This window comes from Methylophilus sp. QUAN (genome assembly GCF_015354445.1).
Taxonomy (GTDB): Bacteria; Pseudomonadota; Gammaproteobacteria; order Burkholderiales; family Methylophilaceae; genus Methylophilus.
This window is the reverse complement of sequence record NZ_JADKYT010000001.1, coordinates 1,009,725-1,036,625: the sequence shown is the minus strand read 5'-3', so window position 1 is coordinate 1,036,625 and position 26,901 is coordinate 1,009,725. Positions and strand designations below refer to the sequence as shown.

27 protein-coding genes and 1 tRNA gene are annotated in these 26,901 nt (G+C 50.0%); 3 read left to right on the top strand and 25 right to left on the bottom strand.

Annotated features, from left to right (window positions below):
- Positions 1–13 precede the first annotated feature (13 nt).
- From INP79_RS05085 to INP79_RS04990, 20 genes are all read right to left on the bottom strand, one after another.
- A complete protein-coding gene (locus INP79_RS05085) occupies positions 14–1,522 on the bottom strand; it encodes an NADH-quinone oxidoreductase subunit M (protein WP_194753185.1) in 1,509 nt (502 codons plus the stop codon).
- Complete coding sequence (gene nuoL, locus INP79_RS05080) at positions 1,522–3,594, bottom strand: NADH-quinone oxidoreductase subunit L (protein WP_194753184.1); 2,073 nt, start codon at positions 3,592–3,594, stop codon at positions 1,522–1,524. Before nuoL ends, INP79_RS05085 begins: the two co-directional genes overlap by 1 nt.
- A 5-nt stretch (positions 3,595–3,599) precedes the next feature.
- Positions 3,600–3,905, bottom strand: coding sequence for an NADH-quinone oxidoreductase subunit NuoK (gene nuoK / locus INP79_RS05075; RefSeq protein ID WP_019881823.1), 306 nt, complete (start codon positions 3,903–3,905; stop codon positions 3,600–3,602).
- A 2-nt stretch (positions 3,906–3,907) separates the two neighbouring features.
- Positions 3,908–4,534, bottom strand: a complete 627-nt coding sequence (locus INP79_RS05070) for an NADH-quinone oxidoreductase subunit J (RefSeq protein WP_194753183.1) — start codon at positions 4,532–4,534, stop codon at positions 3,908–3,910.
- A gap of 17 nt (positions 4,535–4,551) precedes the next feature.
- Positions 4,552–5,043 (bottom strand): NADH-quinone oxidoreductase subunit NuoI, encoded by a 492-nt coding sequence (gene nuoI / locus INP79_RS05065; protein ID WP_194753182.1) that lies wholly within the window; start codon positions 5,041–5,043, stop codon positions 4,552–4,554.
- A 39-nt stretch (positions 5,044–5,082) separates the two neighbouring features.
- Positions 5,083–6,111 carry an NADH-quinone oxidoreductase subunit NuoH gene (nuoH, locus tag INP79_RS05060; protein WP_194740850.1) on the bottom strand — a complete coding sequence of 343 codons (1,029 nt, stop codon included), beginning with the start codon at positions 6,109–6,111 and terminating at the stop codon, positions 5,083–5,085.
- A 1-nt stretch (position 6,112) separates the two neighbouring features.
- Positions 6,113–8,545, bottom strand: coding sequence for an NADH-quinone oxidoreductase subunit NuoG (nuoG, locus tag INP79_RS05055; RefSeq protein ID WP_194753181.1), 2,433 nt, complete (start codon positions 8,543–8,545; stop codon positions 6,113–6,115).
- A gap of 26 nt (positions 8,546–8,571) precedes the next feature.
- The gene (gene nuoF / locus INP79_RS05050) at positions 8,572–9,906 is read right to left on the bottom strand and encodes an NADH-quinone oxidoreductase subunit NuoF (protein WP_194753180.1); all 1,335 of its coding nucleotides are present in this window, start codon (positions 9,904–9,906) and stop codon (positions 8,572–8,574) included.
- 9 nt (positions 9,907–9,915) lie between these two features.
- Entirely contained in the window at positions 9,916–10,395 is a 480-nt protein-coding gene (nuoE, locus tag INP79_RS05045) for an NADH-quinone oxidoreductase subunit NuoE (RefSeq protein ID WP_194753179.1), read from the bottom strand.
- 57 nt (positions 10,396–10,452) lie between these two features.
- A complete protein-coding gene (locus INP79_RS05040) occupies positions 10,453–11,706 on the bottom strand; it encodes an NADH-quinone oxidoreductase subunit D (RefSeq protein ID WP_024929771.1) in 1,254 nt (417 codons plus the stop codon).
- Entirely contained in the window at positions 11,699–12,295 is a 597-nt protein-coding gene (locus INP79_RS05035; RefSeq protein ID WP_194753178.1) for an NADH-quinone oxidoreductase subunit C, read from the bottom strand. Before INP79_RS05035 ends, INP79_RS05040 begins: the two co-directional genes overlap by 8 nt.
- A gap of 48 nt (positions 12,296–12,343) precedes the next feature.
- On the bottom strand, positions 12,344–12,823 hold the full coding sequence (locus INP79_RS05030; RefSeq protein WP_018985714.1) for an NADH-quinone oxidoreductase subunit B family protein: 480 nt from the start codon (positions 12,821–12,823) through the stop codon (positions 12,344–12,346).
- Between the two features lie 6 nt (positions 12,824–12,829).
- Positions 12,830–13,159, bottom strand: coding sequence for an NADH-quinone oxidoreductase subunit A (locus tag INP79_RS05025; RefSeq protein ID WP_019881811.1), 330 nt, complete (start codon positions 13,157–13,159; stop codon positions 12,830–12,832).
- A gap of 145 nt (positions 13,160–13,304) precedes the next feature.
- Positions 13,305–13,389: transfer RNA gene (locus INP79_RS05020), tRNA-Leu, on the bottom strand.
- A 6-nt stretch (positions 13,390–13,395) separates the two neighbouring features.
- Positions 13,396–13,740, bottom strand: a complete 345-nt coding sequence (gene secG, locus INP79_RS05015) for a preprotein translocase subunit SecG (RefSeq protein ID WP_194740845.1) — start codon at positions 13,738–13,740, stop codon at positions 13,396–13,398.
- Positions 13,741–13,793: 53 nt separating this feature from the next.
- Positions 13,794–14,588 (bottom strand): triose-phosphate isomerase, encoded by a 795-nt coding sequence (tpiA, locus tag INP79_RS05010; protein WP_194753177.1) that lies wholly within the window; start codon positions 14,586–14,588, stop codon positions 13,794–13,796.
- 141 nt (positions 14,589–14,729) lie between these two features.
- Positions 14,730–15,809: an alkene reductase gene (locus INP79_RS05005; RefSeq protein ID WP_194753176.1), complete on the bottom strand. Its 1,080-nt coding sequence runs from the start codon at positions 15,807–15,809 to the stop codon at positions 14,730–14,732.
- 103 nt (positions 15,810–15,912) lie between these two features.
- On the bottom strand, positions 15,913–16,485 hold the full coding sequence (locus tag INP79_RS05000) for a YceI family protein (protein WP_194753175.1): 573 nt from the start codon (positions 16,483–16,485) through the stop codon (positions 15,913–15,915).
- A gap of 39 nt (positions 16,486–16,524) precedes the next feature.
- A complete protein-coding gene (locus tag INP79_RS04995; RefSeq protein ID WP_194753174.1) occupies positions 16,525–17,097 on the bottom strand; it encodes a flavodoxin family protein in 573 nt (190 codons plus the stop codon).
- 34 nt (positions 17,098–17,131) lie between these two features.
- Positions 17,132–17,842, bottom strand: a complete 711-nt coding sequence (locus tag INP79_RS04990; RefSeq protein WP_194753173.1) for a pirin family protein — start codon at positions 17,840–17,842, stop codon at positions 17,132–17,134.
- 104 nt (positions 17,843–17,946) lie between these two features.
- On the opposite strand from INP79_RS04990, the gene INP79_RS04985 reads away from it, so the two are divergent.
- Genes INP79_RS04985 through tadA form a run of 3 tightly spaced genes read left to right on the top strand, consistent with a single transcriptional unit; the run spans position 17,947 to position 19,825 of the window.
- Positions 17,947–18,864 (top strand): LysR family transcriptional regulator, encoded by a 918-nt coding sequence (locus INP79_RS04985; RefSeq protein WP_194753172.1) that lies wholly within the window; start codon positions 17,947–17,949, stop codon positions 18,862–18,864.
- Between the two features lie 36 nt (positions 18,865–18,900).
- The gene (locus tag INP79_RS04980; RefSeq protein WP_194753171.1) at positions 18,901–19,356 is read left to right on the top strand and encodes a phosphate-starvation-inducible PsiE family protein; all 456 of its coding nucleotides are present in this window, start codon (positions 18,901–18,903) and stop codon (positions 19,354–19,356) included.
- Positions 19,357–19,360: 4 nt separating this feature from the next.
- Positions 19,361–19,825, top strand: a complete 465-nt coding sequence (tadA, locus tag INP79_RS04975) for a tRNA adenosine(34) deaminase TadA (protein WP_194753170.1) — start codon at positions 19,361–19,363, stop codon at positions 19,823–19,825.
- Positions 19,826–19,888: 63 nt separating this feature from the next.
- Here the strand turns inward: tadA and INP79_RS04970 are convergent, their stop codons facing one another.
- The 5 genes from INP79_RS04970 to INP79_RS04950 all read right to left on the bottom strand — a co-directional run bounded on the left by INP79_RS04970 (position 19,889) and on the right by INP79_RS04950 (position 26,830).
- Positions 19,889–20,686: a PEP-CTERM sorting domain-containing protein gene (locus INP79_RS04970; protein WP_228519720.1), complete on the bottom strand. Its 798-nt coding sequence runs from the start codon at positions 20,684–20,686 to the stop codon at positions 19,889–19,891.
- An 89-nt stretch (positions 20,687–20,775) separates the two neighbouring features.
- A complete protein-coding gene (locus INP79_RS04965; RefSeq protein WP_194753169.1) occupies positions 20,776–21,639 on the bottom strand; it encodes a PEP-CTERM sorting domain-containing protein in 864 nt (287 codons plus the stop codon).
- A 79-nt stretch (positions 21,640–21,718) separates the two neighbouring features.
- Positions 21,719–23,092 (bottom strand): PEP-CTERM sorting domain-containing protein, encoded by a 1,374-nt coding sequence (locus INP79_RS04960; RefSeq protein ID WP_194753168.1) that lies wholly within the window; start codon positions 23,090–23,092, stop codon positions 21,719–21,721.
- Between the two features lie 252 nt (positions 23,093–23,344).
- Positions 23,345–25,942, bottom strand: a complete 2,598-nt coding sequence (locus INP79_RS04955) for a TonB-dependent receptor (protein WP_228519719.1) — start codon at positions 25,940–25,942, stop codon at positions 23,345–23,347.
- 294 nt (positions 25,943–26,236) lie between these two features.
- Complete coding sequence (locus INP79_RS04950) at positions 26,237–26,830, bottom strand: PEP-CTERM sorting domain-containing protein (protein ID WP_194753166.1); 594 nt, start codon at positions 26,828–26,830, stop codon at positions 26,237–26,239.
- Positions 26,831–26,901 lie beyond the last annotated feature (71 nt).

Here is a 26,901-nt window from a genome sequence, read left to right as displayed (position 1 = left end):
CTAAAATCCTGCCTTAATAGCCTGTGACGGGCAATTTGGAAATCGCCATGTGTTTCAGGAACTCTGCACTGGTGGCCTGCATCACTTCAGTCAGTGGTTGCGGATAGACACCAAAACCAATCACCAGCAAGGCCAAAATACCCAAAATCAGGAACTCGCGCTTGTTGAGGTCGCTCAGTTCAGCCACGTGGTGGTTGGTCACGTTGCCAAAGAACACGCGCTTGGTCATCCACAAGGTATACGCCGCGCCAAAAATCAAGGTCGTGGCCGCGAAAAAGGCTACCCAGAAGTTAAACTTGACTGCTGCCAGAATCACCATAAATTCACCAACGAAACCCGAGGTGCCTGGCAAGCCGCTGTTCGCCATGGCAAACAGCACCGCAAAGGCAGCGAACACCGGCATTTTATTGACCACACCACCATAAGCCGAGATTTCACGGCTATGCACGCGGTCATACAGCACGCCTACACTGAGGAACATGGCAGAGGAAATAAAGCCGTGCGAAATCATCTGCACTACGGCGCCCTCAAGGGCTAACTGGCTGAACATAAAGAAGCCCAGGGTGACAAAGCCCATGTGTGAGATGGATGAATAAGCAATCAGCTTCTTCATGTCTTTTTGTACCAGGGCGACCAGCGCAATATAGACCACAGCGATCAGTGACAGCACGATCATGGCGGTACTGAAATAATGCGCCGCATCCGGTGCAATCGGCATGGCAAAACGCAGGAAGCTATAGCCACCGAGTTTCAGCGCAATCGCCGCCAACACCACAGAACCACCTGTTGGCGCTTCCACGTGGGCATCCGGCAACCAAGTATGCACCGGCCACATCGGAATTTTCACCGCAAATGCCATAAAGAAGGCAATGAAGATATAAATCTGTGCCTGCATGCTCAATGGCAACAGGTAGTAGTCGGCCAGCTCAAAACTACCAGTTTGGTGGTAGAGGTAGATAAACGCCACCAGCATCAGCAATGAGCCGAGCAAGGTATACAGGAAAAACTTAATGGTTGCGTAGACGCGATTCGGCCCGCCCCAGATACCAATCACCAGGAACATCGGGATCAGCATGGCTTCCCAGAATACATAGTAGAGAATGGCGTCCAGCGCAGTGAACACACCAATCATGATACCGCTCATGATGAGGAAAGCGGCCATATACTGGGCAATGTGCTTGGTAATCACTTCCCAACCCGCCAACACCACAATGACGGTGGTAAAGCTGGTCAGCAACACCAGTGGCATGGAGAAACCATCCACTCCTAGGTGGTAATGCATATTAAATGCAGGCACCCAGGGCAACAGCTCTTCAAACTGGAAGAAACCATCCTGCACATCAAACAAGGTGTACAGCGGCAGCGTCACCAGGAAACTGACCAGGCTGCCCGCCAATGCCAGCCAGCGTGTCAATGTGGCCTTATGGTCACCCCCCAGCAGCAATACCAGCACGCCGGAGAGCACCGGTAGCCAGATGGCCAGACTTAACCAGGAAATACTTGTGAGGTCGGCTTGCATCATTAGTTTATTTTGATAAAGAAAGTCATGAGAAGGAATACGCCGATAATCATGGCAAAGGCGTAGTGATAGATTAAACCGGATTGCAGGTTGCGCATTTTGGCTGCGATTTTGCCCATGGTATTGGCGGTGCCGTTGACCATGGCGCCATCAATCAGTGTAATATCGCCAAACTTCCACAACAGGCTACCCAGGCAACGTGAGCCACCGGCAAAGAACTTCTCGTTAAAGCTGTCAAAGCCGTATTTGTTTTCCAGGATATTGTAGATCACGCTACAGCGCGCCTTGATGGCTGCCGGGATATCCGGGCGCTTCATATAGAAGAACCATGACAGCAACACCCCTGACGCCGCCAGGAAGAATGGCAGGCTGGTAAAGCCGTGAATCGCCATACCCGCCGGGCTATGCATGAATTCGTGGTAATGGTGTGCCAGATGCTCCATGGCCGGATGTGCTTCAGGATTGACAAAAATGACATTCTTGAAGAAATCGCCATATAACATCGGTTCCAGCGCAATATAGCCAATCACCAGGGACGGAATCGCCAGCAATACCAATGGCAAGGTCACCACCCAACCCGGCTCATGCGGATTATCGTTTGGCCCCAGGCCATGATGATGCTCTTCATCGTGTGCATGGTCGTCATCGTGATGGGCGTCAGCATGTGCATCGCTATGGGCGGCATGCGCGTGGTCGTCATGTTTGGCATGACGCCATTTCTCTTCACCGTGGAACACCAGGAAATACAGACGGAAAGAATAGAAGGCAGTGACAAAGACACCAACGATCACAGCAAAGTAGGCAAAGCCGCTACCAGGAATATGGGACAATTCTACCGCTTCGATAATACTGTCTTTAGAGTAGAAACCAGCAAAGAATGGCGTGCCGATCAAGGCCAATGAACCGATCAATGAGGTAATCCAGGTAATCGGCAGGTATTTTTTCAGGTTACCCATATTGCGGATATCCTGGTCGTGATGCATGCCCATGATCACAGAACCGGCACCAAGGAACAGCAAGGCTTTGAAGAATGCGTGCGTCATCAGGTGGAAAATGGCCACTGAATAGGCAGACGCACCCAGTGCGACTGTCATATAGCCCAGTTGTGACAAGGTAGAGTAAGCCACCACACGTTTGATATCGTTCTGGATAATGCCGAGGAAGCCCATAAACAACGCAGTAATCGCACCGATCACCATCACAGTGGATAAAGCAGTCGTCGACAACTCATATAGCGGCGACATACGGGCCACCATAAAGATACCAGCTGTCACCATGGTCGCCGCGTGAATCAAGGCTGAAATCGGTGTCGGGCCTTCCATGGAATCTGGCAACCACACGTGCAAAGGCACTTGTGCGGATTTACCCATGGCACCAACAAACAGCAACAGGCAAGTCACGGTCATCAATGACCAGTTGCAGCTACCCAACAAATTGATCTGTGTCTCCGCCAGGCCAGGTGCACGCTGGAACACAGTCGCGTAATCCAGGCTGCCAAAATAATACAGCACCATACCGATACCCAACAAGAAACCAAAGTCCCCTACCCGGTTGACCAGAAATGCTTTCAGGTTGGCGTAAATCGCGGTTGGGCGCGTAAACCAGAAACCGATCAGCAGGTATGACACCAGACCTACCGCCTCCCAGCCAAAGAACAACTGCATAAAGTTGTTGCTCATGACCAGCATCAGCATGGAGAAGGTAAACAATGAAATATAGCTAAAGAAGCGGCTATAGCCTGGGTCTTCTGCCATATAGCCTATGGTGTAGATATGCACCATGAGCGAGACAAAGGTCACCACAACCATCATCATCGCGCTCAGGTTGTCGATGAGAAAGCCCACCTCGAAATGCACGTCACCTGAATCCAGCCAAGTATAAATCGCTTCATTCAAGGTAAAACCGCTCAGCGTCTGGTTAAAAATATAGACAGCCAACACAAACGCAGCACCGACACCCGCAATGGTCAGCACATGGCCGGCCCAGCGCGGCAGGAAGTTGCGGAAAATACCGACGATGGCGGCGGCCAATAATGGCAGCACCGGAATCAACATCAAGATTTGTTTTATTGTCATTATGCTTAACCTTTTAACTGATCGAGATCGTCGACATTGATGGTGCGCAAGTTACGGAACAACACCACCAGAATCGCGAGGCCAATCGCAGACTCTGCGGCGGCCACGGTCAGGATAAAGAACACAAACACCTGGCCAGCGATATCGTTCAGGTAATGTGAAAAGGCGATAAAGTTGAGATTCACAGCCAGCAGCATCAATTCGATGGCCATCAGCAAAATAATCACGTTTTTGCGGTTGAGGAAAATCCCAATCACACTGATGGCAAACATCAGTGCGCCCAAAATCAGGTAATGTGACAAACCGACCATGATTACTTTTTCTCCTCTGTCGGCGCTGCCGGGGCTTCTTCTACTTCGGCAGGCATAGACACAATGCGCAGACGGTCGTTGCGCTTCACTTTGACCTGCTCGGCCGGGTTCATGGATTTGTTATCTTTGCGTTCACGCAAGGTGAGCACAATGGCCGCAATCATCGCTACCAGCAACACCACGGCAGCCAGCTCAAATGGCAGTAGATAGTCGGTATACAACACTTTGCCCAAAGCAGCGGTATTGCTGTAATTGGCGGGTAACTCTACCGCCTCACTTGGATGCAGGTTTTTCTCTGCCAGCACCATGGTCATCTCGACCACCATTAAGATACCAATCAAACCGGCCATGGGTAGATATTCCCAGAACCCTTCACGCAATTTGTCGAGGTTGATATCCAGCATCATCACCACAAACAGGAACAGCACCATCACGGCGCCAACATAGACCAGAATCAGGGCAATGGCCAGGAACTCAGCTTCTAGCAGCAGCCAGATACCGGCTGCCGTAAAAAAAGCCAACACCAGGAACAGCGCCGCATGCACCGGGTTACGTGTGGTGATCACACGGATACCCGAAAACAGCAAAATGGCTGACAGTACGTAAAAAACAATATCGGTAAATAACATGATTATCCTGTCTGCGCTTATCGATAGACTTTATCTTGGGCACGGTCTTCTGCAATCTGTGCCTCGTACTTATCGCCCACTTCCAGCAGCATTTGCTTGGTGTAAATCAAGTCACCACGCTGCTCGCCGTGGTAGTCAAAAATCCGCGTTTCCACAATGCTGTCTACCGGGCAGGACTCTTCACAAAAGCCACAGAAAATACACTTGGTCAGGTCAATATCGTAGCGTGTGGTCCGACGGGTGCCATCTTCACGCTGGTCAGACTCAATCGTAATTGCCATGGCTGGGCAAACGGCTTCGCACAATTTACAGGCGATGCAACGCTCTTCGCCATTCGGGTAGCGACGCAATGCGTGCAGGCCACGAAAACGGTTCGATTGCGGCGTCCGCTCTTCCGGATACTGAATCGTGATTTTCTTGGCAAAGAAATAGCGTCCGGTCAGGGCCATGCCTTTCAGCATTTCCACTAACATCAAACTGCCTAATGTATTTTTAATCGAATTCAACATGGTAAGGTTTCCAAAATCCCTGTTTGTGCATCGCCCGGTTTAGTGGAACAAATAAGCCCATTGCGTCTGCATCATCGCCCCAACCACAACAATCCAGACCAGTGTGATGGGAATAAATACTTTCCAGCCCAGACGCATGATCTGGTCATAGCGATAACGCGGAAAGGTCGCGCGGAACCACAAAAACAGGAACAGCAGGAAAGCCACTTTTGCCAGCAACCACAAAATGCTGTCTGGCAGGAAAGGGACTGGTGACAACCAGCCACCGAGGAACATCAACGCCGCTAGCATGGAGACCAGCATCATGTTGGCGTATTCCGCCAGAAAGAATACGGCAAACGCCATGCCGGAATACTCGACGTGGAAACCAGCCACAATCTCCGATTCACCTTCGGCGACGTCAAACGGCGCACGGTTGGTTTCGGCCACGGCACTAATGAAATACACCACAAACAGCGGGAACAGTGGCAGGAAATACCAGTGCCAGAAACCGCCCTCCTGGCCCATCACGATATTGCCCAGATTCAAGGAGTTGGCACACATCAGTACGCCCACCAGGGTGAAACCCATGGCAATCTCGTAAGACACAATCTGTGCTGCCGAACGCAACGCACCCAAGAAAGCATATTTTGAGTTGGAGGCCCAACCCGCAATAATCACGCCATATACCGCGACTGAAGTCATGGCCAGGATATACAACAGGCCAGCATCCACATTGGCTAACACCAAGGTTGCATCAAACGGGATCACAGCCCATGCCGCAAACGCAGGTGCAATTGCCAACACTGGCCCAATAAAAAACAGCGCTTTGTTAGAGGCGGTTGGCAGGATAATTTCTTTAAAAAGCAGTTTTAAACCATCCGCCAATGGTTGTAACAGGCCAAAATAACCCACACGGTTAGGGCCGATACGTACCTGCATAAAACCAATCACTTTACGCTCTGCCAGGGTCAGGTAAGCCACGCCGATCATCAGCGGCAACACAATGGCCACGATTTTGATCAGCGTCCACACTACCAGTTGCACGTCTGCCCAGTAGGATCCAAATAATTCAGCAAAGAATTGCATGTTATGCCATCTCGGTCAGTTGTTTTTCGTAAAGCGCCACTTGATCAGCCGTGGCTTTAGCAATAGTGATGTCGCCCATGAGGTCACCCAGACCCGCGGTTAACGGATGGGCCGCGGCGACACGCACGCAGCCTTTGGCCACATGGTTATCTACACGCACCTTGAGTACTGCACTGCCCTTGTCCTGGCTGGCAACCACAATATCGCCATCCTGCAAGCCCAACTCAGCCAACTGCTCAGCACGCATGCGCGCCATCGGGCGGATGTTGTATTTGGTTTTCTGTAACGGGGCAGAACGACGCACGATCGGGTCAAATTCGTATTGCGGCACTTCACCGATCCGTTGCAGGCCGTCTTTTTTGATATTGACTTGAATCTCTACCAACTCTTTCAAGTTGTTGTTCAGGCTACGCCAAACCACGGCAGAAGGTTTTTCACCATTGAAAATAGCGTTTTTGACTTCTTCTGAGCTGTTGTAGTCAAAGCCAGGCAAACCCAGGGTATTGGCTAATACACGCAGGACTTTCCAGCCAGGGCGGGTTTCACCCAGTGGACGAGTCACGGCCTGGAAGCTTTGTACGCGGCCCTCCATACTCATAAACGTACCAGAGGTTTCAGTGAACGGTGCAATCGGCAACAAAATGTCAGCGTTATCCAGCGCAGCAGATTTATAAGCCGTGAGTGCAATCACGCACTCGGCTTTCGCCATTGCCTCACTCGCCAACGCCGCATGCTGGCAATCCAGCTCAGGCTCGATATTCAGCAGCAGGTAGGCCTTGCGTGGCACTTCAATCATGGCACGCGCATGCATACCGGTGGCGGAAGGCATCACGCCCATCATATGCATACCAGTACTGTTGGCCGCTGGTGGCAAAATGCCGCCTTTGGCGCCTGTGATACCACCGATGGCTTCAGCCATACTGTACATCTCGGTAAAACGGGGATCACTCAAGGCCATATTGCCGAGGAAAATACCGACTTTAGGCGCGATCAGGATCAGCTCTTCACTGATACCAGCCAGGCATTCGGCAATTTTTTGTGTGTTTGGACGAACCTGGATTTCTTCCAGCAATCTATTCAGAGTCGGTGGCAAGCACAGTGACAGCTTTTGCAAGCCGGACATGGCTTTCAGAATCTGGCCCAGAACGTTCACCATATCGTTAGGACGCACAATGACCTTATGCGCGATATCCATCAATGGGTCGTTATCCAGCGGGCTGACAATGCACAGCTCAGCTCCATTCGCCACCGCCTTGCGGATACGCTGTGCCAGCAATGGATGCTCGTTGCGCAGATTAGACCCAATCAGCAGGATACGGTCCAGCTCTTCGATTTCCTGGATATTGCAACCCATCCATGGCGTGCCTGTCCGTTTACCATCCAGGCGGAAATCGGTCTGACGCAAGCGGTAATCGACGTTACCACTGCCTAGGCCTTCGGCCAGTTGCTTGATCAGGTAACCCTCTTCCATAGTGCTATTAGGTGAAACCAGCACACCCAAGGCATCGCCGCCATATTCTTTGGTGATGTCTTTCAACTGACCTGCGGCAAACTCCAGCGCGGTTTTCCAGTCAGTTTCCTGCCATTGACCGTTGTGCTTGATCATAGGCACTTTCAGGCGGTCAGGACTGTTCAGGCCTTCGTAAGAGAAACGGTCACGGTCAGATAACCAGCACTCGTTAATCGACTCTTTTTCACGCGGCAACACACGCATGACCTTGTTGTCTTTAACATGCACTTCGATATGTGAACCCAAGCCATCATGCGGGGCAATCGAAGGTCTGCGTACCAGCTCCCAGCTACGGGCAGAATAACGGAACGGTTTGCTGGTCAATGCGCCCACCGGGCACAAATCGATAATATTACCGCTGAGCTCTGAATTCACAGACTGGTCAACATAAGCGGTAATTTCAGCATGCTCGCCACGGTTTACCAGACCTAATTCTTGCATGCCACCGACCTCTTTGAGGAAGCGCACACAGCGTGTACATTGAATACAACGTGTCATATCGGTGCTCACCAGCGGACCGATATTTTTATTGAACACCACACGTTTTTCTTCGGTATAGCGAGAGCCAGAGGCACCGTAAGCCACGGCAATATCCTGCAAATCACACTCACCACCCTGATCGCAAATCGGGCAATCCAGCGGATGGTTAATCAGCAAAAACTCCATCACGCTTTGCTGTGCTTCCACCGCCGATTTACTGCGGGTATAAATCTTCATGCCATCAGCCACCGGCGTTGCACAGGCTGGCAGTGGCTTGTTGAATTTTTCTACCTGCACCAGGCACATACGGCAATTGGCAGCCACGGACAATTTTTTGTGGTAACAAAAGCGCGGGATGGCGATGCCTGCCGTATCCGCAGCATCAATAATGGTGCTGCCGTGTTCGACTTCTAGTGGTTTGCCGTCAATTTCGATGTTTAGCATGTGATTACCGTTAAGCTTGATAGCGTTTATTTACCATCGACCATGGACTTGCCATGCTGGATGTAATATTCAAATTCGGGACGGAAGTGCTTGATAAAGCTCAATACAGGCGTCGCTGCCGCATCACCCAGCGCACAAATGGTGCGGCCAGAAATGTTATTGCTTAAATCTGTCAGCAGGTCCAGATCTTCCATTTTTCCTTTGCCGTCGACGATGCGCTCAATAATGCGGTAAACCCAACCCGTGCCTTCACGGCATGGCGTACATTGGCCACAGCTTTCTTCATAAAAAAAGTAGCTCAGACGCTTGAGCGTTTTCACCATACAGGTCGTTTCGTCCATCACAATCATGGAGCCAGCGCCCAGGCTGGAACCTGCTTTGCTCAAGCCATCATAATCCATGGTGGCATTTTCAATGGCGCTGGCTGGCATCACCGCAGTGGACGGGCCGCCTGGAATCACGGCCTTTAACTTGCGACCTTTCCAGATACCACCAGCCATATCGAGCAAGTCTTTAAAAGGCGTGCCCATTTTGATTTCATAGTTGCCCGGCTTTTCAACGTGGCCAGACACCGAGAACAATTTACTACCGCCGGAGTTAGGCACACCGAGATCAGCAAATGCCTGGCCGCCATGCTGCATAATCCAGGGGATAGAGGCATAGCTTTCAGTGTTGTTTACATTGGTCGGTTTGCCAAACACGCCATAACTGGCCGGGAATGGTGGTTTAAAGCGTGGCTGGCCTTTTTTGCCTTCGATCGATTCAATCAGTGCCGTTTCTTCACCGCAGATATAAGCACCATAGCCATGCACGGCATATAGATCAAAGCTGAACTCGGAGCCAAACAGGTTTTCACCCAGATAACCAGCTTCACGTGCTTCGGCCAGCGCCGCTTCAAAAATCTCGTAGTCTTGCCAGATTTCACCGTGAATGTAGTTATAACCGACGCGTGCACCCAAGGTATAGGCGGCAATGGCCATGCCTTCAATCAGCTGGTGCGGGTTATAGCGGATGATATCGCGGTCTTTAAACGTGCCTGGCTCGCCTTCATCGGTGTTACACACCAGGTATTTGGTGCCGTCGTAATAACGCGGCATAAAGCTCCACTTGAGGCCGGTGGGGAAACCTGCACCACCGCGACCACGTAAATTGGAGACTTTGACCTGGCTGATAATCTCAGGCGCTTTGACTTTCTCAGCCACCAGACGCTTGAGCTGCACATAGCCGCCCAGTTTTTCATAAGTTGCCAGTGAGGCTGGATTGTCTTCTGCCAGCGTACGCAAGGTCACCAGGGTCTGACCAGCCAACTCGGTTTTGACCACAGGTTTAGTGCTCACTGTCGCGTTTGAAGTCTTTGCCATGTCAGTTCCTTAGCCCTTGTTCAACTCGTTAATGAGGGCATCCACTTTTTCAGTGGTCAAGAATTCGTGCATCTCGCTGTTATTCACATGCAATAACGGTGCACCGCCACAACAGCCCATGCATTCGCCTTCTTTGAGGCAGAACTTGCCATCCGGTGTGACTTCGTTAAAACCAACACCCAGTTTATGCTGCAAGTGTTCCACGATCTCGTCCGAGCCGCGCAGCATGCAGGAAATATTGGTACAGATTGTAATCTTATGCTGGCCGACTGGCTCCAGGTCATACATATTGTAGAAAGTCGCCACTTCCAGCGCAGCGATTTCCGGAATACGCAAATACTTGGCGACTTCGGAAATACTTTCCTTAGACAACCAGCCGCGTTCCATTTGTACAATCCGCAAGGCCGACATCACGGCCGCCTGACGTCTGTCTTTTGGATATTTCGACAGTTCGTATTCAATCTTTTCAATGGATTCTGCACTGAGCATGCTTGTACCTTGTCTTTTCGATCCGTGCTATCTCTTCGTTCCGTTGATGCGTTCGGCTTATCTGTCGATCTCGCCGAACACAATATCCTGTGTCCCAATAATCGCCACCAGGTCAGCAATCATGTGACCACGTGTCATTTCATCCAATGCGGCCAAATGCGGGAAACCCGGCGCACGGATTTTCAAACGGTATGGCTTATTGGCGCCATCCGAGACCATATAGATACCAAACTCGCCTTTGGGGTGTTCTACTGCCGCATAGGCCTCACCTGCTGGCACGTGGAAGCCTTCGGTAAACAACTTGAAGTGGTGAATCAAGTCTTCCATATTGGTTTTCATGCCTTCGCGGTTTGGCGGCGCAATCTTGTTATCATCAGTGATGACTGCGCCTGGATTCTTGCGCAACCAGTCGATGCACTGTTTGATGATGCGGTTGGACTGGCGCATCTCTTCCACGCGCACCAGGTAACGGTCATAACAGTCGCCATTCACACCAATCGGGATATCAAAGTCCATTTTGTCATAAACTTCATACGGCTGCTTCTTGCGCAAATCCCAGGCAATCCCGGAGCCGCGCAACATGGCGCCAGTCAAACCAAGTGCCAGCGCACGCTCAGGCGTGACCACACCAATACCCACCGTACGCTGCTTCCAGATACGGTTATCCGTCAACAAGGTTTCATATTCATCGACATAGGTCGGAAAACGGTTGGTAAAGTCTTCAATGAAGTCCAGCATGGAGCCCTGGCGGTTTTCATTGAGTTTTTTGATTTCGTCTGCGCTGCGGAATTTGGTAGTTTCGTGCTGCGGCATTTTTTCCGGCAGGTCACGATAAACACCGCCTGGACGATAATACGCTGCATGCATACGCGCGCCAGACACGGCTTCATAGACATCAAACAAATCTTCACGTTCGCGGAATGCGTACAGGAATACCGTCATGGCGCCAACGTCCAGCGCATGTGCACCTAGCCACAGCAAGTGGTTGAGGATACGGGTAATTTCGTCGAACATGACGCGGATATACTGTGCACGCACAGGCACGTCTATGCCTAGCATTTTTTCAATCGCCATCACGTAGGCGTGCTCGTTGGCCATCATGGACACATAGTCCAAGCGATCCATATAAGGCACGCTTTGCAGATAAGTACGGTTCTCGGCCAGCTTTTCTGTGCCGCGATGCAACAATCCAATATGCGGATCAGCACGCTGAATCACTTCACCATCCAGCTCCAGCACCAGGCGCAACACTCCGTGCGCCGCAGGATGCTGCGGGCCAAAGTTCATCGTATAGTTTTTAATTTCAGCCATGATGCGCCCCTTCGTCACGAATCACGCGCGGCACATTGTTCCGTTGATCAATAGACACTGGCTGATAAATCACGCGCTGCTGCACCGGGTCATAACGCATTTCAACATTACCAATCATGGGGAAATCTTTGCGGAAAGGATGGCCAACAAAGCCATAGTCTGTCAGCAAGCGGCGTAAATCAGGGTGGTTTTCAAACATGATGCCATAGAGGTCAAATGCTTCACGCTCAAACCAGTTCGCTACTGGCCAGATATCGACCAGGGTTGGGAATACTGGGAAATCATCATCTGCGGCAAACGCGCGGATACGTACACGCTGGTTCAGGCTCACAGACAGCAAATGCAACACGATAGCATAGCGCTGACCTTCCCAGCGACCATCCCCGTAATCGGAATAATCGACGCCACACAAGTCAATCAACTGTTCAAACTTAAGCTCGGCATGTGTTTTGAGTTTTTCTGCGACAGCTAGCAGGTGTTTCACATGCACTTCTACTGTGATCTCACCCAGCTTCTGCTCTAGCCTGACCACACCATCACCCAAGGCCAACTTGAGCTGTGCGGACAAATGTTCGAGTTTTGCGGACATAGTTTAATTTCTTGGGCTTAATGTTTTTTGATCTGGATGGCTTAAGAATCAGGTTCTGGCGATGGTATTGGTGCGCTTGATTTTCTTTTGCAACTGAATAATGCCGTACAGCAAGGCTTCAGCGGTTGGCGGGCAACCAGGCACATAGACATCTACTGGCACGATGCGGTCACAGCCACGCACCACCGCATAAGAATAATGATAATAGCCGCCGCCGTTGGCACAGCTGCCCATGGAAATCACCCAGCGCGGCTCAGCCATCTGGTCATACACTTTACGCAAAGCCGGCGCCATTTTATTCACCAGCGTGCCGGCCACAATCATCACATCTGACTGACGCGGACTAGGACGGAACACAATACCAAAGCGGTCCAGATCGTAACGCGAGGCACCAGCGTGCATCATTTCCACCGCACAACAGGCCAGACCGAATGTCATCGGCCACAAGGAACCCGTCCGCGTGTAGTTAATCACTGTGTCTAGCGTGGTAGTGACAAACCCTTTTTCCAATACGCCTTCAATGCTCATTTTGCATTAATCCCATTCAAGGGCGCCCTTCATCCATTCAAAGATGAAGCCGACCACCAATACAAACAAAAAGACCATCATTGCCCAGAAGCCAGCGGATCCAATTTCCTGAATCACCACCGCCCACGGGAAAAGAAATGCAATTTCGAGATCAAACAGAATAAACAGAATGGCGACCAGATAGTAGCGCACATCGAATTTCATGCGGGCATCTTCAAACGCTTCAAAGCCGCACTCATAAGGAGAGTTTTTTTCCGCATCAGGTTTGTGCGGAGAGAGAATTTTACCTGCAATCAGCGGCCCCAAGCCTACGCCCAGGCCGACCAGGATAAACATCAGAATTGGGAAATAGTTTTCTAACACTGATTTGCCTTAATCGATCATGTTAACAAGTTATTTCAATGCATCCCGCCCAACAGCACATTGAAATACTCCCAAATAACCAATTCCCATCCAGCCACGTCGCAAAACAACATGGGACTGGTGCCGTCGGCGAGACTCGAACTCGCACGACTTTCGTCACTACCCCCTCAAGATAGCGTGTCTACCAATTCCACCACGACGGCTAAATATTAATTAGGAATATCTTTGGGTGTATTTTCAACTGGCTTAGCAGCTTCAACTGCCTCACCTTTGGCCGGAGCCTGTTGTGTCAACGCAGATTTAACCACGCTGCCAGAACCCGCTTTATGACTGGACATAAATGCCAGCGTCAAGCTAGTTGCAAAAAACACTGTAATAAAAATCGATGTCAGCTTGCTGAGCAAGTTAGAAGAGCCGGACACCCCGAACAAACTGCCGGAGGCACCACTTCCAAAGGCGGCACCCATATCGGCGCCCTTGCCATGCTGTAATAAGACCAAGCCAATCACGGCAGCGGCTGCCAACACATGAATGACGAGAATGACATTTTCCATATTTCTTTAATCCATTGATTGAATAACGATTAAGCTTTTGGCATCTTCGCTATCTAGATGACGCTATTTTCAAGAACGGCCTGACATATTTTTATAAATTGCTCCACATCTAGCGAGCAACGACCGACCAGCGCGCCGTCTATTTCCTTCTGATTTAATAATTGTACCGCATTTTGCGGGTTTACGCTGCCCCCGTAGAGGATTTTTAAGCTATCCGCCGCGGTTTTATCGGCAGCAGCAACGGTGTCACGAATAAACTGGTGCATGGCCACGGCTTGCTCAGCTGAAGCTGCCAGGCCGGTGCCGATGGCCCAGATTGGTTCATAAGATACAATAGTATGCGCAAACGCTTCACCACCAAACAGGCGGATAATGGTCTCAAGCTGCTTACCCACCACACGCTCCATCACGCCTGCTTCACGCTCCAGCAAGGTTTCACCGACGCACAAAATCGGCGTCAAGCCATGGCGTTTGGCCATCATGAATTTTTCGGCAATGTTTTCATCCGATTCGCAATAGGCAGTACTACGCTCTGAATGGCCAATGATCACATGACGCGCACCAAAATCGCGCAACATTTCGGCACTCACTTCGCCGGTGTATGCGCCCTCTTCATATTTGGCAATATTTTGCGCCCCCCAGGCGACGGAGGTACCGGTCAACAAGGATTGCATTTGTGCCAGATAAGGATAAGGCACACACACCACCACATCGGTTTGCGGCAAGGATTGCAAGCCTTGCAGATAGCCATCAAGCAGCACCTGGTTGCGGGCAAGGCTGCCATGCATTTTCCAGTTGGCAACAACAAGTTTGTGTGGGGATAAGGGGGTGATCTCAGGGCGGGACATGCAGAAATTAACTCACAATGTGCGGAGCATTAGCTCGATTGAATTCGCGTTGCGCGAATTTTACGCCCGCACACTGTGAGCGGCAAGCACAACAGGGCATATCGCAACGAATCAGTGGCATTCGCGCGACACACCTATTGATTAAGCGGTCAAAAATGGATAATCGGTATAACCATGCTCGGTACCACCATAGAAGGTTGCCGAGTCTGCAGCGTTGAGTGGTGCATTGTTGGCAAAGCGCGCCACCAGGTCAGGGTTGGCAATAAACGGTACGCCGTAAGCCACCGCATCGGCATGACCGCTGGCAATCGCCGCGTCACCGCGCGCCTTGTCATAACTGAGGTTGGCAATATAGCCGTTGTTAAACAACTGACGGAACGCCGCAAAATCAAACGGCTCAGACTCGCCACCGCCATGAATGCCACCTTCCACCGCATGCAGGTAAGCAAGATTGAATTGATTCAATGCCTGCGCTACATAATTAAACGTCTGCTGCGGCTGACTGTCTCGCATGTCATTGAATGGATTCACTGGGGATAAACGCACACCCACCTTGTCGGCGCCTATGGTATCCACCACGGCCTGCACCACTTCGATCAACAAGCGCGTACGGTTTTCAAGTGAGCCGCCATATTGGTCCTGGCGCTGATTCGTACCGTCGCGCAAAAACTGGTCTAGTAAATAACCATTAGCCGCATGCACTTCTACGCCATCAAACCCGGCGGCAATCGCGCAGCGAGTGGCATGCACATAATCCTGCACAATCGCTGGCAATTCTGAAACGTCCAACGCACGCGGCTTGACGTAATCTTGCAAACCTTGATACGTAAATGCCTGACCCGCTGGCTTGAGTGCAGAAGGCGCGACTGGCGTCGCCTGATTAGGCAACAGGCTAGGATGGGAAATACGGCCCACATGCCATAACTGAATCACAATTTTGCCGCCCTTGGCATGCACGGCATCAGTGATTTTCTTCCAGCCAGCCACTTGCGCATCGGTATAAATGCCTGGCAATGCCGGATAACCATGCGCCATGGGTGAAATCGGCGTGGCTTCGGTAATAATCAACCCTGCCGTTGCACGCTGTTCGTAGTAAGTCACATTCATTGCCTGCGGCACACCGCCCTCGCCCGCACGATTGCGTGTTAACGGCGCCATGACCACGCGGTTTTGCAGGGCAATACCGCCTAGCTTGACTGGGGAAAACAAATCCAATGCCATACTCATCTCCATCATCTATTTAAATTGAGCGCGAAAACAGCTGTGCGGACCTGGGCATTTCCGCCCAGATCCGCACAGCAATGACCATCTAAAATGGCAACAATTATTTGGCCTTGACACCTTCAATGAGCAAGGTGATTTCAATATCATCCCCCACAGGCGAATTCGCACCTGCTGCCCAACCAAAACCATAATCTGAAGCCTTGATGGTCAAATGACCTTCAAAACCAGCACGTTGGCCGCCCCATGGGTCTGCGCCATAACCCAGCACTTTCACCGGGATATCAACCAGCTTGGTCACGCCATGCATGGTCAATTTGCCTTGCATCACAGCTTGCGTCTGGCTGCTAGCGGTAAACTTGGTGCTTTCAAACAGAATTTGCGTGTATTTGCCCACATCCAGGTATTTATCCGCCTTGATATGTTCATCACGTTTGCCAAAGCCGGTATTCACGCTGCTGACATTAATCGCCGCACGTACAGTCGCCGTATTCAGGTTGGTGGGATCCAGTGTCACCACGCCAGTCACATCGTTAAACGTCCCAGTGGTTTTGGACACCACATGACGGATGCTGAAATTGGCAAAGCTATGGGTCGCATCAATATTGTAGGTATCGGTGGCTGCCCAGGCCTGTGAAGCTGTTAACAAAGCCAGCGCAAGAATCATTTTTTTCACTTATTGTCTCCTTAGTTTTCAAAAGGTAAAGCCGCTGCGTTATGCGGTTTTAGCGAATCGTTTAGTCAGCGTAGCCACGCGCTTACCCAAGTGTTCAGCGGTCAGCAAATCACTCTGAATCGGTGCCAGGTCTGGCCCCTGGTCAGAGTTAGCTTGTGCCATGGCACCCAAAAAGCTACCCAAACGATTTAAGTCGTTGACCGAACCATTGCTGTGATTGTTCCCTGGCATTAAGCCCAAACTAACCCAGATCATGCCATGCTGCGCTGCGAACACTGACAGTTGCGACAAAGTACTCAATTTATCGCCACTCTGGCTGGCTGAGGTGGTGAAGCCTGCTGCAATCTTGTCTTGCCAGTCACGCGTGAACCAGGCTTTGGAGCTGGCATCCATAAACGCTTTAAACTGGGCAGAAGCCGAGCCCATATAGGTTGGGCTGCCAAAAATAATCGCGTCGCTGGCCTTGAGCACCTCCCACTGCTGCTGGGCTTCATCTACGGTTAGCAGGTTCACCGTCACGCCAGCCACTTTCTGCGCACCACGTGCAACGGCCTTGGCCTGCTCGGCCGTGTGTCCATAACCACTATGATAAACAATTGAAACCTGAGTCATTTTCTAGCTCCTTATCAACAATTCAAAACAAACATTATTCGGTGGCTTGCGGCAAATCAAACCACAACACTTCACTCGTAACCACCGCACGCATACTCAACTCGCTCGCGGCATCCACCATGAGTGCATCCCCCGCTTGCAGGCGCTGGCCATCAATCTCTACTTCGCCTCGGGCAATATGCAGATAAGCGGAGCGACCGGCCATGACATGAACAGGCAATGCCGCATCAGCGGTCAGCACAGTGGCATACAGTGACACATCCTGATGTACTTTTAATGACCCTGCCTGCGCACCGGGCGAGGCAATCAACGCCCAGCGGTTTTGCTTATCTTTGAGCGAAATGCTTTTGTCTTCATAACCGGGCGGCAGCCCCAAGGTGTCTGGAGTAATCCATATCTGCAACAAATGGGCGGTCGTTTCTGCGGAGGCATTCATCTCGCTATGGCGCACACCCGTGCCCGCCGTCATGCGCTGTACATCCCCGGCGCGAATCACTTCACTGTGGCCCATGCTGTCAGTATGGCGCAACTCGCCTGCCAGCATATAGGTGATGATTTCCATGTCCTGATGTCCATGCATACCAAAGCCTGTCGTCGGAGCGATTTTGTCATCATTGATTACACGCAACACGGAGTAGCCCATATGTTCAGGGTCGTAATAACTGGCGAATGAAAAACTGTGAAAGCTTTCCAGCCAGCCATGATTCGCGTAACCACGGCTATTAGAAGGGCGAACATGTGACATTTATTCACTCCATTTGAAAGATTAAATGTATGATAAAAAAACACTTAATCTTTTGATAGCAAAACATTTTGCATTTCTTGTTCAGTTTTTTTGATTAACATCTCATGACGATTAAACTTAGCCTGGAAGCCCTCGAAGTCATTGATGCCATAGACCGTAAAGGCAGCTTCGCCGCAGCGGCCGAATCTCTTTACCGCGTGCCTTCCGCCCTCACCTATACGATTCGCAGACTTGAGGAAGACCTGGGACTGGAGTTATTTGACCGTAGTGGCCACCGCGCCACTCTGACCGCAGCCGGGGCTGAGCTACTGAAAGAAGGCCGCTATTTACTCGACGCAGCCCACACGCTTGAGCAACGCGTGCAACGCATTGCGACGGGGGTAGAAACCGATATCACCATTGCGATCAGCGACCTGTTCGACTTCAAACCCATTCTCCATATCCTGCAGGACTTTTACCAGCAAGGCTTTGGCACCCGCGTCAAACTGCTGCGCGAAGTCTATGGCGGCAGTTGGGACGCCTTGCAATCCGGCCGGGCTGACATCTCCATCGGCGCGCCCGGTGACGCGCCGCCTGGCGGCGTATTTTCCACACACTTGCTCGGTCAACTGGAATTTGTATTTGCAGTTGCCCCCCATCATCCACTGGCTGCTTTGCCAGAACCTTTAAGTGCCAGTGACATTGTGCAGCACCGCGTCGTGGCTGCCGCAGACAGCTCACGCAACTTGCCGCCGCGGACCTCAGGCATTCTCACCGGCCAGGACATCCTGACGGTGCCAGATATGCACACCAAGTTGCAGGCGCAAATTTCTGGCATCGCCATTGGCTACTTGCCCAAGTTTCTGGCGCAGACCGCTGCCAACCAGGGGCAGCTACTAATCAAGCAAGTGTCTGAGCCCAAACCACTCGCCCCCATTTTTATTGCCTGGCGGCAGCAACGCCCGCCTGAAATGGGCAAAGCCATGCAATGGTTGCTCAAACAATGTACGCAACTGCCGCTGGAGCAATTACTGAGCAAATGATTTATCATCATCAAAGTATGATGAAATGGACGCCACATGTCGCAAGAACAACTGCCTGAAGAATTCGAACCGCTTAACCGTATCGCCATCAAAGCCATGCTCTGGCTCAATGGTCTGGCACATATCATTATTGGCCTGGCGCTGGCCACGTCGGTCATCATGTTTACCTGGCTGTTTTTTCTGGATGTGAAAGAAGCCGCTTACGCTCACAACCTGGTGCATGGCTTCTTACGCGCCCTGGGCACGCTGATGTTGCTGTGGTCAATCTCGGCACTGATCTCGGCTGAAATCCGTTACCTGCGTGGCCATAAACTGCTGGTAGAAACCTTTATTGAGGTCGTGCTGGTGATGTTTTTGCGCAAACTGATTGTGTTACCCGTGCAAGATGCCACCCCCACCTACGCAGAAATTGGCATCTGGCTGGCTGGCGCATTTACCATGAGCCTGGTGTATATCCTGATTCGCCTGGCCGATAAAAACAGTAGCAGATAACCCAATGCAAGACGAAGACTTTATGCGCATGGCCATGGCGCTGGCTACAGAAGCTGCCAGCCTGGGCGAAGTGCCGGTGGGCGCCGTGGTAGTCAAAGACGGCATGGTCATCGGCCAAGGCCGCAACGCACCGATCAGCCTGAGTGACCCAACAGCACATGCTGAAATCCAAGCCATGCGTGCAGCAGCCCAGCATCTGGGTAACTACCGCCTGGTCGACTGCACCCTCTATGTCACGCTGGAGCCCTGCGCCATGTGCAGCGGCGCCATCCAGCATGCGCGCATCGCCCGACTGGTCTATGGCGCCAGCGACCCGAAAACCGGCTGTTGTGGCAGTGTGGTCAACTTAATGGCGGAACAAAAACTGAATCACCATTGTGCACTGATCAGCGGTGTACTGGCAGATGAATGTGGTGCACTGCTAAGCGACTTTTTCAGGCAGCGCAGACTGGAGAAAACAAAAATTTAAGGTACGGATACCACAAAAAAACAAACCCGCCGATGGCGGGTTTGTTTTTTCTATTGGCTAGAATTAATGAGCCATTTTACGACGGCGAACAACAGCGCCCATCAAACCCAGACCAGCCATGAACATGGCGTAAGTTTCGGCTTCTGGTACTTGAGTCACGGTGTAACCCGCAATCCACATTTCAGCAAACTGACGACCACCTTCGCTGGTTGATGCACCCTGAACAATACGCACTGCATTGTCGGTCCACTGGTAAGTCAGGCCCTCAGCGCTAAACTTCAACAAATACAAACCGGAGTTCGGGTTGTTTTCACCAATACTGACATCGGTACGAATCGCGACTTTATCAGCATCATAATATCCACCTGCTGCTGCAACCGTTGCACTGTAAGTACCTGGAACATAGTCAGAACGTGCTGGATCACGCAAGCGGTAGCCAGTCGTGCCAGAACCATACACAGAAGAACCAGAAGTCCAAGCTGCGGACAGTGTATCCACATCAGACAGGCCAGTACGTACGACAGAGTTAATTTCAGTAATGCCGTTAGTATTATTCAACAGCTTGAAGTAAGAACCAATAATGTAGGAGTTGGTGTCACTCTCAAACCATACGGTATCAATGAATGAACCAACAACATTGCCATTAATTGGGGAGAATACATCTGAAGTAGTAGATGCAAGCTGTGTCCAGGTGGTTGGCAGGCTGCTGATATAAAACGCATCAGTCAGCGTATTGCTGGTACTGCCACCAGTGCGCTCACCTGTATTCAAAACTGTTGTAAAACTGCCCGCATAAGCACTATTTGCTGCAAAAGTAATCGCCGCTACGGCTAACGTCTGTTTCCAAATTGCTGTTTTCATATTAAGATTCCCTCACAAAAGTTGTTTTTAAGTGGCGGGGTAGCGCAAGCTCCCCGCTCTTTTTTCATGGCACTTATAATCAATGACTGCTATTTAGCAGCCTTTGAATGACGGCGACGTGAAGCGATACCCGCAACCCCCAACCCAGCCAGCAACATGACGTAGCTCTCTGGCTCTGGTACTGGCGTAGTGACGGCTGTCGGGATAAAGCCTGTAATAAAACCGCCAGCTGGCGTTTGGCCCTCTTCTCCCGTTTGATAAAAACCAATCGCTTTACCTAAGCTGTATGTGGTAGCGTCTGTTTTAACCAAATACAAACCAGACCATGGATTGTCTTCAGAAACACTAAAGTCACCTTGTTGACGGACCACATCTACATCGTAATCAAATGGCCCTTCGCCTGCTGTTGAGTCAGTTTTAATTGCCGTGTACTGGCGCAAATCTGAATCAGTCAAAAATGTCCAGGCCACTGAAGTGCTGTAGCCTGTAAATCCATAACGATATAAAAAATTCACTTCGTCACCAGTCTCTTGTGGATCACGGTTCAGGTAGCGCGTACCAAACACTAGACTATTGTCAGCACTGTCTCTGAATACAAAATCATAAATATCCGCTTGTGCAGAACCTGGTGCCAAATCCACACCTGTAGTGACTCGCCAGTCTATTAGCGAGAGTGTGCCCGTTGCCAGCTCAGTATCGATATCAAATGCCGGGAATGCGCGGTAGGTTAAAGAGGTTGGTACAACATTGCCGCTACCCCCCTTCTGAAACTCAGTAGTATCAGCATAACCAGCGGCATAAGTCACATCTGTTGCCAGAATAAACATAGAGTCGACAAACGCATCGTTATCGCCGTCCACCACATTAGTCGTTAATGATTGAAAATTCCCTGCACTGGCCGTGTTTGCTGCAACAGCAAACAAACTTGCCAACAACATGCCCTTTAACTTCATTGATATCTCCTCAAAATTAATTTTTATCTATAAAATTCATGGCAATAGACTGCCTCCTATGACGCAGTCCTGCTTTAATTTAAGTGCTTTGTTTTTTACGACGAGAAACCACTGAAATCACACCCAGACCCAGTGCAAGTAAGGCATAATTTTCAGGCTCAGGGACCGGGATCACAGTCAGGATGCCTGTGGCTGCGTCATAATTCCAACCCAAACCGTTGCTCAGAGGGTTTTTAGCCACAATTTGTGAAAAGGCACCGCTTGAGCTGGTGAAATCAAACAAATCAAAGGTGTCTCCAGCATTGCCGATATAGCCATTGATAAACGAAAGTTTCAGGATGCCGCCGAAAGTCAGCTTTCCGTTGACGGTAAGATGATCGTATTGGGTGCCTTGCAGCAAACCACCAATTTCAAACAGGGCCTCATTGCTAGCCCCAAACACCACATCACCATTCACCGTGACTGAGCCCGGGCTATTACCGGCAGAATATCCACCATTAAATACAAAGGTACCGCCACCACCCAGCAAGGCACCTATCTGCTGGTTAAAAGCACCATTAAAAGTGGCAGTGGTACCAGTACGGGCATTGATTTGCGAACCGTTTTTCGCAACCACTGCGCCGCTGAATTGCGCATTACCATACTCAACAGTGGCCGTACCGCTCACATTCATATTGTTGCTGTAATTGCCGCCGTACATCTTGACCGTTTCACCTGCAGCCACACCACTTTCCAGTTTGGTTGGCGCATAGCCAGACAGCGATACAGACAAGACAGACTGTCCCTCTTCGCCGCCCTGGCGAATCTTGATCGCGTTATTAATCACCTTGAAAGCCGTCGCATCGGTACGAATCAGGTACAAACCTGACTGTGCATTACCTTCGGAAGCATTCACATCGGTACGGAAATCCACCACATTTGAGTTATAAACATCCGCGCCTTGCTTTAACCCGACATTGCTCATGGCGGCGCTATAGGCCCTCAAATCACTACTGGATAAGCGTGTCCAGCCTGCTTCCACTTTAAAACCTTCGTAGCCATAGCGGAAAATATCGTTCGCCTCGGACAAGTTTCTCTGGCCGTTAATGGGGCCAAAATAGAGACGGGAGCCAATCACAACTGAGTTGGTCGTCGTGTCCATAAACACATAATCACTAAAAGTACCTGCATACAATGCATCTGTCGCACTCGCAAAGTTGGTGTCTACCTTGCTGATCAATGAAAGCGTCGAAGGAAGGTTATATGTGCCATTTTGAATCACTGGTGCAATATAAAGCTTGTCATTCAAAACATTGGCCGCACCTGAACAGCGGATAGTTGTCGCACTAGCCACCCCACACCCCGGCTGCCCGGCTGCACTTGGCAACGACACAAATGCAGCATTTGCATTCAGAGAAAACAAGCCTGCAGTTAACAGTGCAGAAACCACGCCTGAAATATATTTAATCTCCATAACTTACCCTCAAATTAAAAATGAATTATTTTTTTAACCCTTACTGCAAACGTCATACCAACTTCACAACCAAACACTTTCCACTTTCAACAAAGAAGAAATATCTTTTATATTTCAACAATTTAAAAAACAACCCTTCATACAAACACGCCATACCCACTCCACCATAGCGATGCGTTTCATGGTAAAGATTCGCTAAATTCGGGTTTTAATAAACCATCGACACAACCACTTGGTTATTTACAACCAGACTTAGTCCAGTTTCATTTTTCGCTGCTTCCAATCGAGGTCATAACTCAACCCGAACCACGCCGCACGCGGTGCGCCAGGGCCAATAAAAGTGGTGTTTTTCCATTGATCAGAGTTGTAGTTAAAGCCCGCAGCATCACTCGCTGCACCACCGCTCGTAGGGGTAAATGGTGTCCGTCCAAGGTTGCCCGCCGTGGCATATTCACGGTCAAACACGTTGTCCAGGCGTGCAAATAAGGTAAAACCGTTATCAAACTTGTAATTGGCACGAAGATTAAAGACCGCGTAGCCTGGGATACTGCCATCGCCGATAAAGTCATACGGGTCGGTAAATGGATCAGTTGCATCTCGTTTTTTATGCTTATTATTTTCATTGCCACGCACAAACGAGGACGAATGCATCACCATATTGAGTGTGACGTCGAACCTCTTATTCGCCGCGTAATTCCAGCTTGCTTGCACAATGTGATTAGGCATGCCGGGCAACTGGTCGCCCGGCCTGATATAGACGTAATTCTGGTTTTGTACGCTGTCTAAGACGTTACTACTGTTATTCGGGTTAATAATGGTGGAAGGTGACTCAAACGTCGCCCGCATCCAGGTGTAATTAAGGCTCAGCCGGTGATCGCCCCATTTGCCTGCAATGCTACTTTCAATGCCCTGCCGCAAAGTCTGGCCAAAGTTATCAAACACACCACGGTTTTTACGGCCAAGTGGCACAAACAAAATGTCATTTGTGAGCTCTGTGCGGAAGAAGCTTAAATTCCAATTTACATTCTCACTACCAAGAAAACTGGTTGAAATTCCCCTGGTCCCTGCTTCATAAGAAGTCGACCGTACCTGTTTGAGATAAGGGTCAGCCGTGAGGGAAGTCGGTATCGCGCAACCAAATTGATAATTTCGATTGTTTTCAATCTGCGTCCTGTCAATCGCACATCCCAACTCAATGACGGAAGGTGTACGGGAGCCACGACTTACATTGCCATAAGCCACCAGATTAGGCTTAATCTCCCAGGCGATACCAAACGAAGGATTAAAACTACGGTACATATAATCCCCTTTGGAACATATGTATTTTCCGTTGTCAGAGGTGTCTGTTAAGTCGACCACACAACGCTCTCGAGTCGGATCGAAATAGGTACCTGACCCATTATCCTCAAATTGATATAGGCTCAAGCCGCGCTCTGAGCGCAAATCATTTTTCACACGGGTATGGTTAAACCTGGCCCCTAGCGTGATATGCAAGTCATCTCTGGGTGACCAGGTATCACTGACAAACATGCTTTTGGTCGTACTACTGCCGGTCAGTTTATTTCGAATGATTGGATACTTCGCAGCTACCAACCCAAGATCCGTGTAATAACTGGGGTTCTGAACCAGCTCACGATCAGCGCCGATATCAGCAAACATTTCCGCCTGCATGAAATTGACATCATTGGTGTCATAGGTGATGCCTGCGGTCAACTCGTGCTTGTCAGTCACAAAATTCATCTGAAAAGCTAATCCCTCGCCACCCTGCTTCAGGTCAGACAAGCTGAAGACACCATTCGGGATGAGCCCCGCACATCCGGAGCCAGGCGAGGATGAAGTTGTAGATGAACCATCAGGCAGACTGCCGTCAGGACAATTCACACCGGCACGTTCTGATAATTGAGGAAAGTCGTCATAAAAATCTCCCCCAATTGCTTTTTGCTTAACGCTACGCTTATACGCCAAACCAGAAAAACTCAGGTTATCGTTCAGGTCAAAGCGCCCAGTAAGGTTGTAGTGCTCCAGCCCATTCTTGTTTTCATCCGGCGAAGTGAATACGGCTTTTCTATCCTGCTCGTACATCTCGTACGGCACCACACCATTACCGGTGAGCGCGGTATCCACATTCAGTGCGGTGAAGTTGAGTTCACCATAATCACTACGCATGGTTGCACTGGTAAACAACTGCCGAACATTGGATGGAGAGTTGCTGCGCCAGCCATCCTCCTTGAAATGGTTATAGGCCACAAACAGGCCAAGCCTGCCATTATTAAAACCATTGGAGAATTGCACTTGCTCACGCCCCCAGGCACCACCCATCACCTCAGCGTGCGCCTGCTGATGTGTAAACCCGTTCTTGGTAGTCAGCGCCAAAGCACCACCCAGCGTATTGAGGCCAAACAGCGGATTTGATCCTGGGATCATATCGAGGCTGGCAATGGCATTCATGGGAATAAAATCCCAGTTCACGACTTCACCAAAGGCTTCATTGACACGTACGCCGTCAAGGTAAACTGAAATCCCCTGCGGGGTGCCGATCTGTGGCGAGGCGGTAAAGCCACGAAAGTTGAGATCTTGCTGAAATGGGTTACCAGCGTAGTCGTTGATCGTGACTGACTGCATTGAACTATTCATCAAATCAGTAATATTGACTGACTTTGAATCTGCAATTTCTTTACCACTAATGCTTTGCACATTGGTGGTCATTTTTTCTTTATCAATCACCAGCCCGGGCAACGGTGTAATGACACTGCGCCGCTTCGCCTTGACCACCACCTCATCGAGCTCCAGCGTACGCTGAGTATCTGTGGCCTTTTGATCTTTGCTGGCAGTGTCCGCGTCTGCTGCCATCGATACACAAGAATAGGTTGCAAGAAACAACACTGATTTTATTTTTTTATTTAACATACTTCCCCTCCGCAGGGGAAGACTGCAAAAATCAAACCATCTCAATCAAGATAATTAAATCAATATAATCATACAGTTAAAATTTAATTAATATTTACAACCACTTTTAAAGGCTGAGATCAGCCACTTTGGCTACAGTGAGCCATGTTGAAATAAATTTTTTTGAAGTAATAAACATCACGCTAATAAAAAAGCCCGCTTTTAGCGGGCTTTTTTATCTTAACAACCAATTTTAAATCAACGAGACTTACGGCGACGCACAATGGAGCCCATAATCCCTAGACCAGCCAGCATCATGGCTGCAGTTTCGGCTTCAGGCACAGTAGCGACTGAAACATTGAACAGCAATGCGCCCATGTTGTCGCCACCACCGTTTTTAAATACAACCGACGCCAATGAGTTAGACGCAAAGTTAACGGTACGCGTATAAGTAGTGACAGGCGCATTCGAGGTCAGGTTAAAAGTTTCGCTATAGCTACCAAAACTGACGTCTACCGTATTTGACTCACCACGTGTACTGCCAGACAAGACAAACTCCAGCGTATAAGTCCCGGCAGCCACATTCAGGGCTTTTGAGCTAAAGTCTCCGGCGTCACTTGTACTGCCGTCCAAATCGATATACAGGCCATTACCTGGATAGAAATCAAAATAGCCATTACCAATCACATCGACTGTGCCGTTAGTCACAGTCCAGTTACCAGCAAAATCAGTCACATTTAAACCAGCGGTATAACTATCAAAATTATCTGAAAAAATCACTGCGGACTGAGCAGGTGCTGATAATGCGCCACACACAGCAACCGCACACAAAGTTTTTGTTACTAATGACATACATCCCCCTTCTCAACCGTTGTAAAAATTAGAATGACCACTGTATGCCTGATATGTATTTAATGCAATAC

Bases quoted from the DNA above. Each gene is read 5' to 3' on its own strand.
- INP79_RS05085 (WP_194753185.1), bottom strand. From the start codon at position 1,522: ATGATGCAAGCCGACCTCACAAGTATTTCCTGGTTAAGTCTGGCCATC.
- nuoL (WP_194753184.1), bottom strand. From the start codon at position 3,594: ATGACAATAAAACAAATCTTGATGTTGATTCCGGTGCTGCCATTATTG.
- nuoK (WP_019881823.1), bottom strand. From the start codon at position 3,905: ATGGTCGGTTTGTCACATTACCTGATTTTGGGCGCACTGATGTTTGCC.
- INP79_RS05070 (WP_194753183.1), bottom strand. From the start codon at position 4,534: ATGTTATTTACCGATATTGTTTTTTACGTACTGTCAGCCATTTTGCTG.
- nuoI (WP_194753182.1), bottom strand. From the start codon at position 5,043: ATGTTGAATTCGATTAAAAATACATTAGGCAGTTTGATGTTAGTGGAA.
- nuoH (WP_194740850.1), bottom strand. From the start codon at position 6,111: ATGCAATTCTTTGCTGAATTATTTGGATCCTACTGGGCAGACGTGCAA.
- nuoG (WP_194753181.1), bottom strand. From the start codon at position 8,545: ATGCTAAACATCGAAATTGACGGCAAACCACTAGAAGTCGAACACGGC.
- nuoF (WP_194753180.1), bottom strand. From the start codon at position 9,906: ATGGCAAAGACTTCAAACGCGACAGTGAGCACTAAACCTGTGGTCAAA.
- nuoE (WP_194753179.1), bottom strand. From the start codon at position 10,395: ATGCTCAGTGCAGAATCCATTGAAAAGATTGAATACGAACTGTCGAAA.
- INP79_RS05040 (WP_024929771.1), bottom strand. From the start codon at position 11,706: ATGGCTGAAATTAAAAACTATACGATGAACTTTGGCCCGCAGCATCCT.
- INP79_RS05035 (WP_194753178.1), bottom strand. From the start codon at position 12,295: ATGTCCGCAAAACTCGAACATTTGTCCGCACAGCTCAAGTTGGCCTTG.
- INP79_RS05030 (WP_018985714.1), bottom strand. From the start codon at position 12,823: ATGAGCATTGAAGGCGTATTGGAAAAAGGGTTTGTCACTACCACGCTA.
- INP79_RS05025 (WP_019881811.1), bottom strand. From the start codon at position 13,159: ATGTTTATCCTGGTCGGCCTGGGCGTAGGCTTGGGGCCGCTGATTGCA.
- secG (WP_194740845.1), bottom strand. From the start codon at position 13,740: ATGGAAAATGTCATTCTCGTCATTCATGTGTTGGCAGCCGCTGCCGTG.
- tpiA (WP_194753177.1), bottom strand. From the start codon at position 14,588: ATGTCCCGCCCTGAGATCACCCCCTTATCCCCACACAAACTTGTTGTT.
- INP79_RS05005 (WP_194753176.1), bottom strand. From the start codon at position 15,809: ATGGCATTGGATTTGTTTTCCCCAGTCAAGCTAGGCGGTATTGCCCTG.
- INP79_RS04995 (WP_194753174.1), bottom strand. From the start codon at position 17,097: ATGACTCAGGTTTCAATTGTTTATCATAGTGGTTATGGACACACGGCC.
- INP79_RS04990 (WP_194753173.1), bottom strand. From the start codon at position 17,842: ATGTCACATGTTCGCCCTTCTAATAGCCGTGGTTACGCGAATCATGGC.
- INP79_RS04985 (WP_194753172.1), top strand. From the start codon at position 17,947: ATGACGATTAAACTTAGCCTGGAAGCCCTCGAAGTCATTGATGCCATA.
- INP79_RS04980 (WP_194753171.1), top strand. From the start codon at position 18,901: ATGTCGCAAGAACAACTGCCTGAAGAATTCGAACCGCTTAACCGTATC.
- tadA (WP_194753170.1), top strand. From the start codon at position 19,361: ATGCAAGACGAAGACTTTATGCGCATGGCCATGGCGCTGGCTACAGAA.
- INP79_RS04970 (WP_228519720.1), bottom strand. From the start codon at position 20,686: ATGAAAACAGCAATTTGGAAACAGACGTTAGCCGTAGCGGCGATTACT.
- INP79_RS04965 (WP_194753169.1), bottom strand. From the start codon at position 21,639: ATGAAGTTAAAGGGCATGTTGTTGGCAAGTTTGTTTGCTGTTGCAGCA.
- INP79_RS04960 (WP_194753168.1), bottom strand. From the start codon at position 23,092: ATGGAGATTAAATATATTTCAGGCGTGGTTTCTGCACTGTTAACTGCA.
- INP79_RS04955 (WP_228519719.1), bottom strand. From the start codon at position 25,942: ATGGCAGCAGACGCGGACACTGCCAGCAAAGATCAAAAGGCCACAGAT.
- INP79_RS04950 (WP_194753166.1), bottom strand. From the start codon at position 26,830: ATGTCATTAGTAACAAAAACTTTGTGTGCGGTTGCTGTGTGTGGCGCA.